The sequence below is a fragment of the Dokdonia sp. genome (assembly GCF_039945015.1).
Taxonomy (GTDB): domain Bacteria; phylum Bacteroidota; class Bacteroidia; order Flavobacteriales; family Flavobacteriaceae; genus Dokdonia.
This window is the reverse complement of record NZ_JBDUXP010000018.1, coordinates 606,050-622,540: the sequence shown is the minus strand read 5'-3', so window position 1 is coordinate 622,540 and position 16,491 is coordinate 606,050. Positions and strand designations below refer to the sequence as shown.

General features: G+C 36.8%; 15 protein-coding genes. 12 read left to right on the top strand and 3 right to left on the bottom strand.

What is annotated here, in order from left to right:
• The first annotated feature begins 4 nt into the window (after nucleotides 1-4).
• The 11 genes from ABJD27_RS14265 (at nucleotide 5) to ABJD27_RS14215 (ending at nucleotide 10,675) form a co-directional block, all read left to right on the top strand.
• Nucleotides 5-676: a TonB-dependent receptor plug domain-containing protein gene (locus tag ABJD27_RS14265; protein ID WP_348168644.1), complete on the top strand. Its 672-nt coding sequence runs from the start codon at nucleotides 5-7 to the stop codon at nucleotides 674-676.
• An 18-nt stretch (nucleotides 677-694) separates the two neighbouring features.
• Nucleotides 695-1,681 (top strand): carboxypeptidase-like regulatory domain-containing protein, encoded by a 987-nt coding sequence (locus tag ABJD27_RS14260; protein WP_348168647.1) that lies wholly within the window; start codon nucleotides 695-697, stop codon nucleotides 1,679-1,681.
• Between the two features lie 107 nt (nucleotides 1,682-1,788).
• Complete coding sequence (locus ABJD27_RS14255; RefSeq protein WP_348168650.1) at nucleotides 1,789-2,430, top strand: peroxiredoxin; 642 nt, start codon at nucleotides 1,789-1,791, stop codon at nucleotides 2,428-2,430.
• A 91-nt stretch (nucleotides 2,431-2,521) separates the two neighbouring features.
• A complete protein-coding gene (locus ABJD27_RS14250; RefSeq protein ID WP_348168653.1) occupies nucleotides 2,522-3,625 on the top strand; it encodes a cupin domain-containing protein in 1,104 nt (367 codons plus the stop codon).
• Between the two features lie 98 nt (nucleotides 3,626-3,723).
• Complete coding sequence (locus ABJD27_RS14245; protein WP_348168656.1) at nucleotides 3,724-5,451, top strand: amidohydrolase family protein; 1,728 nt, start codon at nucleotides 3,724-3,726, stop codon at nucleotides 5,449-5,451.
• Nucleotides 5,452-5,538: 87 nt separating this feature from the next.
• Entirely contained in the window at nucleotides 5,539-6,900 is a 1,362-nt protein-coding gene (locus tag ABJD27_RS14240; RefSeq protein ID WP_348168659.1) for a mercuric reductase, read from the top strand.
• Between the two features lie 30 nt (nucleotides 6,901-6,930).
• Entirely contained in the window at nucleotides 6,931-7,266 is a 336-nt protein-coding gene (locus ABJD27_RS14235; protein WP_348168662.1) for a hypothetical protein, read from the top strand.
• 8 nt (nucleotides 7,267-7,274) lie between these two features.
• Entirely contained in the window at nucleotides 7,275-7,643 is a 369-nt protein-coding gene (locus tag ABJD27_RS14230; RefSeq protein WP_348168665.1) for a pentapeptide repeat-containing protein, read from the top strand.
• Nucleotides 7,644-7,766: 123 nt separating this feature from the next.
• Entirely contained in the window at nucleotides 7,767-8,027 is a 261-nt protein-coding gene (locus ABJD27_RS14225; protein WP_348168667.1) for a DUF4212 domain-containing protein, read from the top strand.
• Nucleotides 8,028-8,146: 119 nt separating this feature from the next.
• On the top strand, nucleotides 8,147-9,877 hold the full coding sequence (locus tag ABJD27_RS14220; protein WP_348168670.1) for a sodium:solute symporter family protein: 1,731 nt from the start codon (nucleotides 8,147-8,149) through the stop codon (nucleotides 9,875-9,877).
• A gap of 9 nt (nucleotides 9,878-9,886) precedes the next feature.
• Entirely contained in the window at nucleotides 9,887-10,675 is a 789-nt protein-coding gene (locus ABJD27_RS14215) for a hypothetical protein (RefSeq protein ID WP_348168673.1), read from the top strand.
• A gap of 44 nt (nucleotides 10,676-10,719) precedes the next feature.
• On the opposite strand, the gene ABJD27_RS14210 is transcribed toward ABJD27_RS14215, so the two are convergent.
• The gene (locus ABJD27_RS14210; RefSeq protein ID WP_348168676.1) at nucleotides 10,720-12,939 is read right to left on the bottom strand and encodes an ATP-binding protein; all 2,220 of its coding nucleotides are present in this window, start codon (nucleotides 12,937-12,939) and stop codon (nucleotides 10,720-10,722) included.
• Nucleotides 12,940-13,121: 182 nt separating this feature from the next.
• On the opposite strand from ABJD27_RS14210, the gene acs reads away from it, so the two are divergent.
• Nucleotides 13,122-15,029 (top strand): acetate--CoA ligase, encoded by a 1,908-nt coding sequence (gene acs / locus ABJD27_RS14205; protein ID WP_348168679.1) that lies wholly within the window; start codon nucleotides 13,122-13,124, stop codon nucleotides 15,027-15,029.
• 143 nt (nucleotides 15,030-15,172) lie between these two features.
• Here acs and ABJD27_RS14200 read toward each other — a convergent pair whose 3' ends face one another.
• Nucleotides 15,173-16,075, bottom strand: a complete 903-nt coding sequence (locus ABJD27_RS14200) for a hypothetical protein (protein WP_348168682.1) — start codon at nucleotides 16,073-16,075, stop codon at nucleotides 15,173-15,175.
• A complete protein-coding gene (locus ABJD27_RS14195) occupies nucleotides 16,062-16,490 on the bottom strand; it encodes a hypothetical protein (RefSeq protein ID WP_348168685.1) in 429 nt (142 codons plus the stop codon). The genes ABJD27_RS14200 and ABJD27_RS14195 overlap by 14 nt, the downstream gene beginning before the upstream one ends.
• Between the last annotated feature and the right edge of the window lies 1 nt (nucleotide 16,491).

Here is a 16,491-nt window from a genome sequence, read left to right as displayed (position 1 = left end):
ACAAATGAAAAAAGCAATTATACTATTATTATTCATCGCAGGGTATGGAACAATCTCTGCTCAAGATACATTTCAAAACGAATTGTTTTCTGCCGAAACCGTCTTAAAATACCGTTCTGAATTAGAGCTTTCAAAAGAACAAGTACGTACTATCAAAAAGATTTATAACGATAACATTACAGCATTTAACTCAACAAAATGGGACTTAGATGCCATGCAAGTATATCTTAATAAGCTCGTGGCAAAAAGCAAGATAGATGAAACGGCAGCATTGTCAAAAATGGATGAGATTACAAAACTTGAACAACAGTTGAAAAATCAGCGTCTTAAAATGCTCATCAAAATAAAAAATGAACTCACGGCTACACAGCAAGAAAAGCTAAAAGAATTACGACAGGATACTGATCTTTCTGTACATAAATTAACAACATCTATTAGTGAAGACCCACGTATTGTGATACGCGGGAGTGCATCAAAAGATGGGAAAAGTCCTATGTATATTATTTTAAATAAAAACGGAAAACCAAAATACCCTTCTGGGAAAGCAGAAGTACAAATGAAAGATATAGACCCAAACAACATTGAAACTGTAACTGTACTAAAAGGAAAAGCAGCCACGGCACAGTATGGTAAAGACGGAAAAAATGGTGTCATTGTGATAAAACTTAAAGAGTAATCCTGATATTTTTTATAGATGAAGCAACTCCTAGGAATCTGTTTTTTGTTTTTATACGGTGCTGTATGTGCCCAAACTATACGTGGGACTGTATATGATAGTAAGACCAAAGAACCCTTACTAGGCGCTTCTGTCTATTTTGAAGGCACGACCATAGGTGGTATTACAGACGAAGATGGAAATTTTACCCTCTACACAGAAAAAAGTAGTACCTCTCAACTTGTCGTTAGCTATTTAGGATATAAAGATGCCATTCGTACCCCTTCTGGTGAAAAACCAATAACAGTTTTTTTAATCGCTAAAGAAGAATCGCTAGATGAAGTGATCGTAACCGCAAAACCCTTATTTACAAGAGAACAATTATTAATAGCATTTCGAGCACAGTTTTTAGGAACTACAAAAGCGGGAATGTCCTGTGAGATTCTTAATGAAGATGCCCTCAAGTTGCATTACAATGCATCCCAAAAACAATTAATAGCAAGCTCAGGGGAGATCCTTAGAGTCAAGAATCCCTATCTAGGCTACGAGATTCGTTTTCGGCTATACGAATGTAAGATCTCCTATTTTTCAAAATCTATTGCTCCCTTTGACGTACAACAGTCATTTTATGCAGGCACAAGTTTTTTTATAGACGAAAAAAAAGATGTCAGAAAATATAAGAAAAGACGACAAGAAGTGTATGAAGGATCCTCCTTACACTTTATGCGTACCGTTGCTACAGAACAATGGGATCAAGAAGATTTTACCATCTATAAAAAAGGATTTCCTGTATACCCAAAAACACATTTTGTAGTAAGTGATACCCTTGGTATTAAGAAAGTACAATTAACAGATCCTGTTGCTATCTTATATGATAAGAAAAAACGATCTGATGTACGCGCAAAATATACCCATTACACCATAGATGGTTTTGGAAATTTCTATCCACCTGATGCGCTGATTTTTAGTGGTGTTATGGGACGACAACGTCTGGGAGACGCACTACCATTAGACTACGGACTCTAAGCTTTTTTTTAACACCGCTTTCGCGAAAATAAATAGCATATCTCTGATAACTTTTGTAGATTTCTTCGACAAAGCACTAAGCTAAAAAAGAAACTAAAACTTAAAAAATGAGCACAATCAGACTAGGGGATACCGCCCCCGATTTTACAGCAGCTTCTACCGAAGGAGAGATCAATTTTCACCAATGGCTAGGCGATAGTTGGGGAATTTTATTTTCACATCCAGCAGACTATACACCCGTTTGTACAACCGAATTAGGTACGGTAGCAAAATATACAGAAGAATTCAATAAACGTAATGTAAAAGTGGCTGCTCTTAGTGTAGATGGAGTAGATTCACATCACGGATGGATTAAAGATATCAATGAGACTCAAAATACGACTGTAAATTTCCCAATCATAGGAGACGAAGATCGTAAAGTAGCAGATTTATATGATATGATTCACCCTAATGCAGACAGTACCTTAACAGTACGCTCTGTATTCCTAGTTGGACCAGATAAAAAAGTAAAACTAACTCTTACGTATCCAGCAGCAACAGGAAGAAATTTTGATGAATTACTCCGTGTGGTAGATTCGTTACAATTAACAGCATATCATAAAGTAGCAACACCAGCAAATTGGAATCAAGGAGATGATTGTGTGATCGTACCATCAGTGACTAATGAGCAAATTCCAGAGTTATTCCCAAAAGGACATACAGAAGTAAAACCATATCTTCGTATGACACCACAACCTAATATTGAGTAATTATAAGATTAAATAAGAATTCTTTTCTTTCTTTTTTCGGCAATGAAAAAAGAAAGAACCTTTAATTTTTTATCGATACTATTTACATAGAATGAGCACATATCATCCAGACCAATCATACGCACAGGTACGATTACCTTCGGAAGACCTTCCAGCCGACATGGATTTTTTAATTCAATTAGGCTATCGACTAGATAAAATCTTCCCAGCAGATAATCCTGCCGTAGCGATGCTCTCTGGATTTGGTATGCATCTCGTTTTAGATAAACGTGTGACCAGTCCGCCAGCTATTATCAATATTATTACAGATTACCCGGAGACTATTGCACAAGGAAAAACAGAAGTAACAGCACCTAACGGTGCTGTTTTTCATGTCTTACCAAGAACACAAACTCTTGTAACACCAAGTACCCAACATCACTTTGAAGTCCGTAAATTAACAGGAGGAGAATCATGGGTGATTGGTCGCGCAGGAATGCTGTATCGAGATCTTATACCAGATCGATTAGGAGGAAGTATTATTGCTTCCCATATCCGAATTCCTAATGGAGGACCCGTACCCGATATGGTACATTACCACACCGTAGGATTTCAATTAATCTTTTGTAAAAGCGGTTGGGTAAAACTGGTATATGAAGATCAAGGCCCACCTTTTATTTTAAGAGCAGGTGATTGTGTGACACAACCTCCAGAAATAAGACACAGAGTATTAGAATCTTCAGATAACCTAGAAGTGATTGAGATTGGTGTCCCTGCCGAGCATATGACAACCATAGATCATGAGCTTGAATTACCAACAGAAACCTATCGTCCAGAACGCCTTTTTCAAGGACAACAGTTCTGTCATCATCAATTAAAAGATGCTACATGGGAAGATTGGAGAGTTCCTGGTTTCCGCTTTCGCGAAAGCGGCATTTACAACGCCACCCAAGGCGATGCTTCTGTACAAGTTGCTAAACCAGTGAAAACGATAGAGGCAACCCCTATGATGAGTCATACGACAGATATTCTGTTTAGTTTTGTTCTTTCGGGAACGATGACACTAGACGCAGAGATGCAAGAATTACAATCACTCACAGCAGGTGATGCCTTTGTGATTCCACCAGATATGAAATATCAATTTACACATGTATCCGAAGATTTAGAACTCCTTGAAGTCGCTTTGCCAGGGAGCTTTAAAACAATAGTACATTAAGAGTATCTTGACGATGCGACAAACTCAATTACAACAGAAAAAGTACCATGATACTTTGAACAGTTTTCTTACCTTGTAATTCCAAAAATAGATTGATTATGAAATACAGCTTACTTCTTTGCATGGCTTTGCTATCCTATTGTTTAACTGCGCAAAACCTTGTGATTACTAATGCTACCATTGTAGATGTACATACAGGAAAATTGATAGAAAAACAAAATCTCCTTATAGAAAATGGCATCATTACTACGATGAGTAGGAAGACTGTAAAAAATAAAAATGAGTACCAAGTTATTGACGCTTCTGGAAAATATTTAATGCCTGGAATGATCGATACGCATATTCATTTTTTTCAAACAGGAAGTCTATATACACGCCCAGATGCGATGGATATGACGGATGTTGTAGCATATGAAGATGAATTAGCATTTGCAGAAGAACTCGTCAACGATAGTTTTAAACGCTACTTACGTTTAGGGATTACGACGGTGATGGATGTAGGCGGACCCTTTTCTAATTTTAAAGTTCGCGATGCTATGGCTACAGCAAATATGTCGCCTAATGTATATGTGACAGGCCCATTGTTTTCTCCATATCAACCAGAAGCCCTTGCAAAGATAGATGATGTCCCTATAGAAAAAATCACATCGATAGATGATGCAACAGCATTGTTTAATAAGATGTTACCTTATAAACCAGATTTTATTAAAATCTGGTACATTGCGAGTCCAGCGATACCTGCTGAGAAAACATATCCTATTGTACAACATATTGCACAACTCGCACATGATAATAACCTTAAACTTGCGGTACATGCGACGCAACTCAATACGGCAACGCTAGCGATAAAAGCAGGAGCAGATATTCTTGTGCACAGTGTTGATGATAAGGAAGTTACAGAAGAATTTGCCCAATTACTCAAAAATAATAATGTCACGTATATACCAACATTAATTGTTTCAAAAAATTACTTTACCACTTTTGCAGGAACGCCAAGTAACCATCCTCAAGATTTGAACTTTGCCAACCCTACAACATATCGTTCTCTTACAGATGTACAACGATACACAAAAGAAACGATGCCAGCAGTTTTACAACGTTTTCAAGGAAATACAGAAGCTTTTCTAGCGTATTACGACACTAATACGGCTCTTATGGAAAAGAACCTTAAGTTCCTTCAAGATCGAGGCGTCAATATCGCCACAGGAACCGATGCAGGAAATATAGGAACCATGCATGCTTCTTCCTATATTCAAGAAGTAGAAGCCATGGAAAGAGGAGGACTTACCAATGCACAATTATTAAAAGCAGCAACTATAAACGCAGCTCAAGGCTTTGGTCTAGATGCTACATTAGGAAGTATTACAGAAGGAAAAATTGCCGATATCATAGTATTAGAAAAGAATCCGATAACAGATATTCAACATCTTAATACGATAGAATCTGTTATTAAAGACGGGACAATTTTATACGCTTCTGATATTATTAAAGAAACACCTGAGCAAATCGTACAACGTCAAGTAAATGCATATAATGCGAGAGATATAGATGCTTTTGTAGATACGTATGCAGATAATATTGAGATTTTTGACTTTCCCAACAAACCTGGAATGAAAGGGAAAGAAGCATTAAGAAGTCAATTTTCCACCATGTTTGATCGTGTTCCTAATCTTTATTGTGAGATCAAAAACCGTATAGTTCTTGGAAACAAAGTGGTAGATAGAGAACATGTTCGTTTTGGAGATCAATATTCTGATGTAATCGCCATTTATGAAATACAAGATGGTAAAATCGCAAAGGTTACTTTTTTAAGTGGGAAAGAATGATATACGCTTTCGCGAACCTGCCTCGCCGGCAGGCAGGAGCGTACTCAACAAAGAGATTTAATACAATATTTTATAAATTCAATACCGATGAAGCAATTTGACAGTATAATTATAGGTTCAGGCCAAGCAGGAACCCCGCTAGTATTTTCGATGGCAAGTAAAGGCCAAAAAGTCGCATTTATAGAAAAGGAACATCTCGGAGGAACCTGTTTAAACGTAGGTTGTACCCCTACAAAAACCTATGTTGCCAGTGCAAGAAGAATGTGGGATATCTCACAGAGTGAAGCATTAGGTGTTGATTTTTCAGGAAGTTTTAAAAGTAACATCCCTAAGATTAAAGAACGAAAGGATGCACTCATTGCAAAATCTGTAAAAGGAATTACAAATGGTGTAGAAAATCATAAGAACATTACCTATTATAAAGGAACGGCTCATTTTGTAAACGACACCACTGTTGCCATAAATGGTGAGCATATCACAGCGCCAAAAATAGCCATCAATGTAGGAGGAAGACCTTTTGTACCTGCAGAGTATAAAGACATTCCACATCTTACCAATCAATCAATACTTGATCTTACAGAGTTACCAAAACACTTAGTGATCATTGGAGGAAGCTATATTGGGTTAGAATTTGGACAAATTTTTAGACGCTTTGGAAGCGAGGTAACTATTATAGAACGAGGAGACCGAATCATCAAAAGAGAAGATGAAGAAGTAAGTGCAGAGATTCATACCTTCTTAAAAGAAGAAGGAATCAATTTTGTGTTTAATGCTAAGAAGATTGAACCTTCTTATCAGAATGATGAGGTGACATTAACTATAAATGATGATACAATCATAAAGGGATCACATCTATTACTAGCCATAGGTAGAGTGCCTAATACAGATGTATTACACATAGAAAACACCTCAATTACAACAACACAAAGAGGTTTTATAGAAGTAGACGATTATTGTCGTACCAATGTAGAGGGGATTTTTGCATTGGGAGATTGTAATGGCAAGGGCGCATTTACCCATACCGCTTACAATGATTATCAGATTGTAGAAGATTATTTATTCGGTGATAAGAAGCGAAAAATATCAGATCGTATTCAAACATATGGTCTTTTTGTAGACCCACCATTAGGACGCTGTGGCATGACCAAAGCAGAAGCACTACAGAAAGGAATTAATGTACTAGAAGGAAGACGTGAGATGTCTAGAATTGCACGTGCCAAAGAAAAAGGAGAAACCTATGGATTTATGAGTATCCTAGTAGATGCCGATACCCATAAAATTATTGGCGCCACTATTTTAGGAACCGGAGGTGATGAGATTGTGACTAGCATTCTTAATGTGATGTATGCAGGCAAAACTTATGACCTGATCAAAGATTCTGTCGTATTACATCCTACCGTATCAGAACTCATTCCAACATCCTTGGAACGTCTTAAGGCTGTAGAGTAGATTAAAACGTATGATGTAAGAATTGGGGGAATGAGAAAAATCGCAACTGTTAAAAAAATAAATACAAACGCTGTTCGTCTTATGCTTTTTGACAAAGGAAAAGATGGAGTGTTTGTGTTTGGTTACAATACAGAAGAAGATTCATCTTGTTTTTGGGATTGTCATTATAGCAATTTAGTAGATGCATATGAAATGGGAACTGAATATGGTATTCAAAAAGATGATTGGGTGGAAATATCCGATCCACTTGAATATTGTCAAGATGATTGGATTCAACCAGTTAGGATTATAGGAAGAAAAAATGGAAACTCTCAGTATGGGGAATTAGAACTATTAGTTGATGGTAAGTGGACAAAGATTAATTGATTTTTAATGTGGATAAAACAATTCAAGAATTTTTTTTGGCTTTTGATAATGGTCAACGTCAATTTGAAAATTGGAATTTTCATGAAGATGAGTCTGTTGCAGGGAAAGATCTCACAGGAGTAGAATTTAAGAATTGCTTTCTTTTTTTAGATTTCAAAAATACAAACCTGACCAACTCCAAATTCATTAGTTGCAATATAAAAACTGCCGATTTTAGAGAAGCAAATCTAACAAATGGACTAATAAAAAATTGTTTAGTGGAGTCTACAATGTTTAAAGGAGCTAAAGTTGAGAATTTTCGATTCGAAGAAAATTATTGCTTTGGAGCAACAGTTGGTCTAAACGATTTTGATAAAATGTTTAAAAATCATCCATAAACTCGTTAAAAAAGGTGCATTTTAAAAGGAGTGACGCCTATCCATATGGGTTACGATTTAATTTGCTAATTTACGTATCATAATTTGAGCTATAAACAAGCTCAGTATACTACGTATCTTCATATGGAATCATCACGCACAAACTCAAAAGCCTATTGGAAAAAAAACCTGCGCTATCTACTTATACTATTAGTGATTTGGTTTCTTGTTTCCTATGGTGCAGGCATTCTTTTTAAAGACGCTTTAGACACCATTAAAATAGGCGGATTCCCGCTTGGATTCTGGTTTGCACAACAAGGATCTATTTATGTCTTTGTGATTCTCATTTTTGTCTATGTACGATTAATGAATCGACTGGATAAAAAACATGGATATGATGAGTGATTAAAAACACTGTAATATAAATTGTTATTCTCTCCCTCAGGGAGAGATGCCTGAAAGGCAGAGAGGGATTTCGCGAAAGCATAAAAACACATAAACTCATTTTATAAACCATTACATAGATGACTGTACAAACTTGGACATACATACTCGTAGGCGTCACGTTTACTATTTATATAGGGATTGCGATTTGGTCACGTGCCGGATCAACCAAAGAATTTTATGTAGCAGGCGGAGGTGTTTCTCCGTGGGCAAATGGAATGGCAACCGCTGCCGACTGGATGAGTGCTGCCTCTTTTATTTCTATGGCAGGGATTATTTCTTTTGGAGGGTATGATGGCTCCGTATATCTCATGGGTTGGACAGGAGGTTATGTCCTCTTAGCCTTATTACTCGCGCCTTATCTTAGGAAATTTGGCAAGTTTACCGTACCCGATTTTATAGGCGATCGATACTACTCAAAAACCGCAAGAATCGTAGCGGTACTTTGTGCGTTGCTCGTTTCTTTTACCTACGTAGCAGGACAAATGCGAGGCGTAGGATTGGTGTTTTCAAGATTCCTAGAAGTAGATATCAATACGGGTGTTATCATAGGGATGATCATTGTTCTTTTTTATGCAGTACTAGGCGGGATGAAAGGAATTACTTATACTCAAGTAGCACAGTATTGTGTGCTCATATTTGCTTTTATGGTTCCCGCTATTTTTATATCCATACAAATGACGGGCAATCCTATTCCGCAGATAGGTATGGGAGGAACTGTAGATGATGGTTCAGGAATGTATTTACTAGATAAACTTAACGGACTCTCGCAAGAGCTTGGTTTTGCCGAGTATACCAGTGGTTCAAAATCGAGGATAGATGTCTTTATGATTACACTAGCCTTGATGGTAGGGACCGCAGGATTACCCCATGTGATTGTTCGGTTTTTTACAGTAAAGCGTGTGAAGGACGCTCGTAAATCGGCTGGAATTGCATTACTACTAATTGCTATTTTATATACAACAGCGCCTGCTGTAGCGGTATTTGCACGTACTAATATGATCACTACGGTAAGTGATCAACCCTATGAGGATATGCCAGATTGGTTTAGGACTTGGGAAACGACAGGATTAATTTCTTTTGAAGATAAAAATGGAGATGGGAAGATTCAGTATAACGCTTTCGCGAAAGCAGAAAATGGACACCCTGCAAACGAACTTACGGTAGACCGTGATATTATGGTATTGGCAAATCCAGAAATTGCAAACCTTCCTGCTTGGGTAATTGCCCTAGTTGCTGCTGGTGCTCTTGCTGCGGCACTTTCTACAGCCGCTGGATTATTATTAGTAATCTCATCGTCGGTATCTCATGACCTTGTGAAGAAAACATTTAAGCCAGATCTTACTGACAAACAAGAACTTTGGATTGCACGTGGTGCAGCAACAGTTGCTGTGGTAATTGCAGGTTATTTTGGAATCGATCCGCCAGGGTTTGTTGCCGCTGTAGTTGCACTTGCTTTTGGCCTTGCTGCCGCTTCTTTCTTCCCTGCTATTGTGTTGGGGATTTTCTATAAAAAGATGAATAAAGAAGGCGCTGTCGCTGGAATGATTGTGGGGATTAGTTTGATGCTATTCTATATGCTTAAGTTTAAGTTTGGCATTTTTGACGGAGGTAAAGAAGCCGTTGCTGGACTCAAAGGAGATTGGTGGTTTGGGATCTCTCCAGAAGGCTTTGGAAGTATCGCCATGCTCGTGAACTTTGTCGTTGCGATCGTTGTCAATAGGTTTACACCACCACCGCCAGAAGAAGTACAAGAGATTGTAGAAAATATTAGAATTCCTAGCGGTGCAGGAGAAGCAAGTGACCATTAATTTTTGTAGATGGAAATTGTAAACATAGTAATAGGTGGCTTAGTCATTGCAATCATTATTATATTATTTCGCCTCCTTATTCCTCCTGAGGAATATAAGAAGAAGAAACAGCTGCTTAAACAGCGACAGAAGATTGAAGAAGAAAAGGAGAAAAAAAGGATGGCAGATCCTAGAATATATGATCCAAAAACAGATACGTATATCACATTAGAACAAGCAGAGTCTGGAATATGGGATGTATATGACCCCAAGAATAAGATTAGTGCAGAAGATGTTAAAGCAACTTTTTCAGAAAGTGATTATATAGATTATACGATTAGAAAAGAGTTTGTAAAAGAAGGCTTTAAGCGTGTTGAAGGCCCTTTTTCTGAGGAGCAATATGAACAAATTGAGAAATTTGAACTTTTAAAACAACTTGAGTATTGGAGTTATGATGACCATTTTAAACAAGATGAAATAACAGCAATACTATTAAGTACCCATGGAGATACATTAATTTCTACATGGATTCCTGTGACCAATATTTCTGGACATTATGTTTTTAAAGAAAAAACCAAAACAGAGCGATTTTTTGATGCAATCCAATCTGATGATGATATTAAGGTCGAAAACTATGAGTGCTTTACTATTCAAAAAACCAAAACAACGAGGTCGATAGAAAATATGATGCAATTAGTGAATAAACATAAACATATAGAAGTAGAAATTATGCCAGGGCATCTTTTTATAAAAACAACGCGACCTGCGAGATTAACAGATCTATTTATGGTTCTTAATCTAACGCGAGATATTATGTGAAGTGACTATTGTTTATAGTACGCTTTCGCGAAAGCGTATACCACCTAATGAAGATACTTTAATAACAACTCCAGTAACTTTTCTATTTTATATGGTTTAATAATTGCGTCATTTATTCCAAAAGAGGCAAAGTCTTTTTCTGGATCTGTAGAGTTGATCGCAGTAAGTGCAATGATAGGTGTTTCTACCTCTAGTTCACGCATGGCTTTACTAGACTCTAGTCCATTCATCACAGGCATGTTGACATCCATAAGGATGATGTCAAAAGCGTTTTCTTCTACCAAATCTAGTGCTTCTTGACCATTACTTGCGGTACGGTGTTGTATCCCGTATTGTTCTAAAACTTTTTGGGTTACCAGTTGATTAATTTTATTATCATCTACGATAAGGATCTTTTTTTGATCTAGCCTTTTATAATCAAGCGTATTTTCTTTTATACGCTCTAGATCTGTCTCTAAGCCTACGTCAAAAGGGATTGTAAATCGAAATGTAGTGCCTTTACCATAACTGCTTTCAAAGGTTAATGTACTCCCTAATAATGTTAGGATTTTATTTACAATAGGAAGGCCAAGTCCTGTGCCTTCATAATCACTGGAGTTTGTGATCTGTGCAAACTCATCAAAAATCTTGCTTTGTTGTTCTTCTGGAATTCCAATTCCAGTATCTTTTATACAGAATGCAATAGCTGTTTTTTGATCCTTTTTTCCTGCCGATTTTATAGAGATTGTAATGGCGCCATCTTGGGTAAATTTACTGGCATTGCTTATCAGATTCATAAGTACCTGAGAGATTTTCATTTGATCTCCAGAAAGCACTTCAGGAATGTTAGGATCTATATCAACGTGTACTGCGTTGTTGTTTTGCTGATTAATGAACTCAAAGGTTTGTAAGATAGAATACACTAGATTTTCTATCTTGAAGTAGGAATTTTGTACCTCTTGCCCTATTTGAGATTCTAGTTTATTTAATTGCAATACATCATTAATAAGTGCCAGAAGATAATCTGCCGAGAACTTGAGAGATGTAAGATTCTCTAAGTGATCTTTAAGCTTTGGATTATTAATTAATACCGAAGACAATCCGATAATACCATACAAAGGTGTGCGGAGTTCATGACTAATTGTGGATAGGAATTTTGTTTTAGCTTGAGCGAGTTTTTCAGATTTTTCTTTGGCTTCTAAATACTGTTGGTTTTTAATTCTTAAATCCTTTAAGAGCTTAAATCGCTTGCGACGTACATAGAGTAACAAGCTCAATAAAAGAAGTAAGATGGCTCCGATGGTAAGTGAGAATATGGATAAGAGTCTGCTCTTAGATGCCTTTTGTTGTGAGAGCTGATTTTCTAATTGAGATGCGCGTAGCTTTTGTTCATATTGATCTAGATTAAATCTGGAACGCGCGATTTGCTGCTGGCGGATAATATCTGCTTCATAGCGTCGATCTCTTAGAGAATCATATTGTTTTCGGATAACATTAAGGGCTTCGTACTGTCCCGTTTTATCATATGCATCTATGAGATGTTTATAGTTGTTGAGTAGTGTTTCTTCTTGATAATTATCCTTTCCTAGTGCAATAGATTGTAAAACATACTTGATAGCTTGATCGTACTTTTCTTGTTGTAAATGAATAGCTCCTTGTACGTGATATACAGTTGCTAGGTATTCCTCTTGATTATCTTCTAGTTGGTTAAGTACTAATGGTAAAGCCTTATCTACATAGTATTGTGCTTTTTCTGGCTCTTGAATCCCAACATAGAGTTCAGAAAGGTTATTCTGTGCAATAAAAATGATCATGTTATTTTCCATAATCATCCCTAAATCTAATGCATCTTCAAAATGCGTGATCGCTTGTTTAGGATTTGCATTGATGTACGTATTTCCTAGGTTGATATATGAGCTTACAATGGCGAGCGTATCTTTTGTTTTTATAGCATTTGTAAGCACTTCATTAAAAAGTTCGCTCGCTTTCTCAATATCGTCTAGTTGTATAAAGGCATTTCCAAGTACAGAAGTAAGGCGTCTTTTGCTTACGGTATCGTTAATTGCTCGAGCGTTTTTGATAAGTGCAGGCGTTTGCTCAATGACCTTATCATAGTTGGCTTCATAAAAATGATCACGCATGACTTTTGTCATAGAGTCTAGTTGCTCAGTATTATATGTACGTGTGGTATCTTCAAGACTCTCTGTATTTTGAGATGCCTGACAGAAGAGAGTGTATGGGAATACACAAAGGAAAATTATGGATATATAAACTATCCTAAGCATGTAATAAATTTGGGATTAGAAATATAACTATTTTATTTTTAAATAGATACGATATTATGTTCTTATTAAGAATCTGACTTTATCCTCTTGATAAGCAATGTTTTGAAAGTTAGTGAAAGGGCGTTGTATGTAGGCATTTAAAGTAGTAATTTTAGAGATCATAAAAAGCTAACTTTTGACCTATGAATTTATATCAAATCAAGAATTTAGAACAGTATTTTCAAGTGTATCGTCATTCTGTTGATCAACCAGAAACATTTTGGGAGCAGATAGCAGCCGAGAATTTTACTTGGCAAAAACGATGGGATCGTGTTCTCGATTGGAATCCTGATACGTCAGAAGTACGTTGGTTTGAAGGCGCAAAACTCAACATTACAGAAAATTGTATAGATAGACATCTCGATACTGGAGGAGATAAAACAGCCATTCTTTTTGAACCAAATGATCCTAACGATCCAGCAGAACATATTACGTATAACGAACTCCATAAGCGAGTTAATCAGTTTGCCAATGTATTGAAGTCAAAAGGCATTAAAAAAGGAGATCGCGTTTGCATTTACTTGCCTATGATCCCTGAGTTGGCGATCTCAGTACTCGCCTGTGCGAGAATAGGTGCTATCCATTCAGTAGTGTTTGCAGGATTTTCTGCAGTGGCTTTATCCACTCGAATTAATGATGCTGAGTGCAAGATGGTGATTACGAGTGATGGCTCTTTTCGCGGAAGCAAAACTATAGATCTTAAAGGCATTGTAGATGATGCTTTACAAAGTACACCTACGATTGAAAATGTATTGGTTGTTAAAAGAATTCATTCAGACATTGCCATGAAAGAAGGGCGTGATCACTGGGTGAAACCGTTACTAGATGCTGCTTCTACAGAATGTCAAGCTGAGGTGATGGATGCAGAAGATCCTTTGTTTATTTTGTATACATCTGGGTCGACTGGAAAACCGAAAGGAATGGTGCATACCACGGGAGGATATATGGTGTATAGTGCATATAGTTTTAAGAATGTGTTTCAATATGAAGAGGATGATGTGTATTGGTGTACTGCCGATATTGGGTGGATTACGGGACATAGTTATATTGTGTATGGACCGCTAGCAAATGGTGCTACGACAGTGATGTATGAAGGTGTACCTACGTATCCAGATTGGGGACGATTCTGGCAAATTGTAGAAAAACATAAGATCACACAATTTTATACCGCACCTACAGCGATACGAGCTCTCGCAAAAGAGAACCTTGATTTTGTAGAGAAGTATGACCTGTCTTCGCTTAAGGTTCTTGGGACCGTGGGCGAACCCATAAATGAAGAGGCATGGCATTGGTATAATGATAATATTGGAAAGAAACAGAGTCCAATTGTAGATACGTGGTGGCAAACCGAAACGGGAGGGATTATGATTAGTCCGATTCCGTTTTCGACACCTACCATTCCTACATTTGCGACTTTGCCATTACCTGGAATTCAACCTGCATTGATGGATGCAGAAGGGAAGGAGATTGAAGGCAATCAGGTAGATGGTCGTCTGTGTATCAAATTTCCATGGCCATCCATGGCGCGTACTATCTGGGGAAATCACCAGCGATATATGGATACGTATTTTTCCGCTTACGCGAAAAAGTACTTCACAGGTGATGGTGCTTTACGAGATGCCACGGGATATTACCGAATCACTGGGCGAGTAGATGACGTAATTATTGTGTCTGGACATAATCTTGGTACCGCACCTATAGAAGATGCGATCAATGAACATCCTGCTGTCGCTGAAAGTGCGATCGTAGGCTTCCCACATGATATTAAAGGAAATGCACTGTACGGATACGTAATCCTAAAAGAAACAGGCGAAAGTCGTAATCATGATAACCTTCGTAAAGAGATCAATCAAATTATCACTGAAAAGATAGGACCAATCGCCAAACTAGATAAAATCCAATTTACAACAGGTCTTCCTAAAACCCGCTCTGGAAAAATCATGCGCCGTATTCTTCGTAAAATTGCATGTGGAGAAAGCGATCAACTAGGGGATATTAGTACGTTACTGAATCCAGAAGTGGTGGAGACAGTGATTAAGGAGGCTTTGTAATCCCTCATGTGTTTCCCCTCATCCTAACCTTCTCCCTCGAGGGAGAAGAGATTTTTTTGATTGATTTCGCTTTCGCGAAATGCCAACTTAGTAGTCCAATTCAAAAATAGAGTATTACTCTATTTTTGTTTTACTGAAAGAGTTTAATTAAAATTAGCTTTAATTGATAACTTAAGTTGACCAAAAGAAGTGTCTGCAAGACCTTTTAATGGATTTCCTCCGGTATTATATTCATACCCAAGAGATAAAGCTGTATTGCCTTTAGGATCAACTTTGTATTGTAAGTTGGCGGCAAATGATCTGAAAGTACCAACAAAAACATCAGTTTCTTGATCATTTAATTTAGCTCGCTCAACAATGCTATAGCGTAACTGAAGAATGTTAAATTGTCCAAATTGCTTTTTAAGTAATCCGCTGAGAGGATATAATTCTAAAGAGAAACTTGCATTGAAAAGTAATATATCTTCATAGTTTATAAACTCTAGACCAAAACTATTTGTATGCTTGATTTGAATCCATTTAGATACATTAGAAGATTCACCTGGGAATATTCCGCCTGGTTCAAGGAGGTTTAAAAATTTATTACCACTAGCTAGATCATATTCAATTGGAATATAACCCAAAACTTGCATACCTTTCTTATCGTTTATTTTATCTTCAGAATACTTTATAGAGACTTCTGGAGTAATGATCCAAGGAATACTAAAGAGGTTAAAATTAGTATAATATTTCCCTACAATTCCATATTGTTGCGTAAACTGTTTACTGGAAATAAGAGTGTTTCTGTGTAGTTCTGCAGTTGCCATAAACTCAAAATTGTTAAACTCCCTAGAAAGCCCTATATATCCATTAATAGCAAAACTGTTAGGTATGGTATCATTTTCTGGAAATGTTGTTATAAAGGTTGCAGGTAATGATCGTGTATATACATTATCGGGAGCATTGGCAATAGTAATATTAAATGGAAGATCTTTTTTTTTCTTTTCTGATTCTTGTGCTTGTATACTTAAACAGCACATTATGAATAAAATACTAACGAGCCGCATCGAATGAATTTTTTATAAGAGTTATTAAATGACTTATTTGTTGACAGGAAACAATTTGTTTTCGAGTAAGTTGTTTTGTTTTCTGAGTAGGTTTGAATTTATTCAATAATTGAAGCAAAATATTATTAGCTATTCCTCTGAGAGAGGTATTTCTATAGCCTATTGTTAACCCAAGATCAAATGCGATATCGCTATTGCGTCTTATAGGGCCTCTCACAACAGGTCTAATACCTGTAACCAAGCGACCAAAAATTAAATCATTAATTCGAAGGTCTCGCTCAATATCTTGTATTATACGACCTAAACTCTCTTTAGTAGTTCTATTGTTACTGTTTTTATAAAAGTTCATTAGAGCTCCCACTATTATTGCCCCTTCCTGTTTACTTACTTTAAAATCTATATTAATGTCATCCATA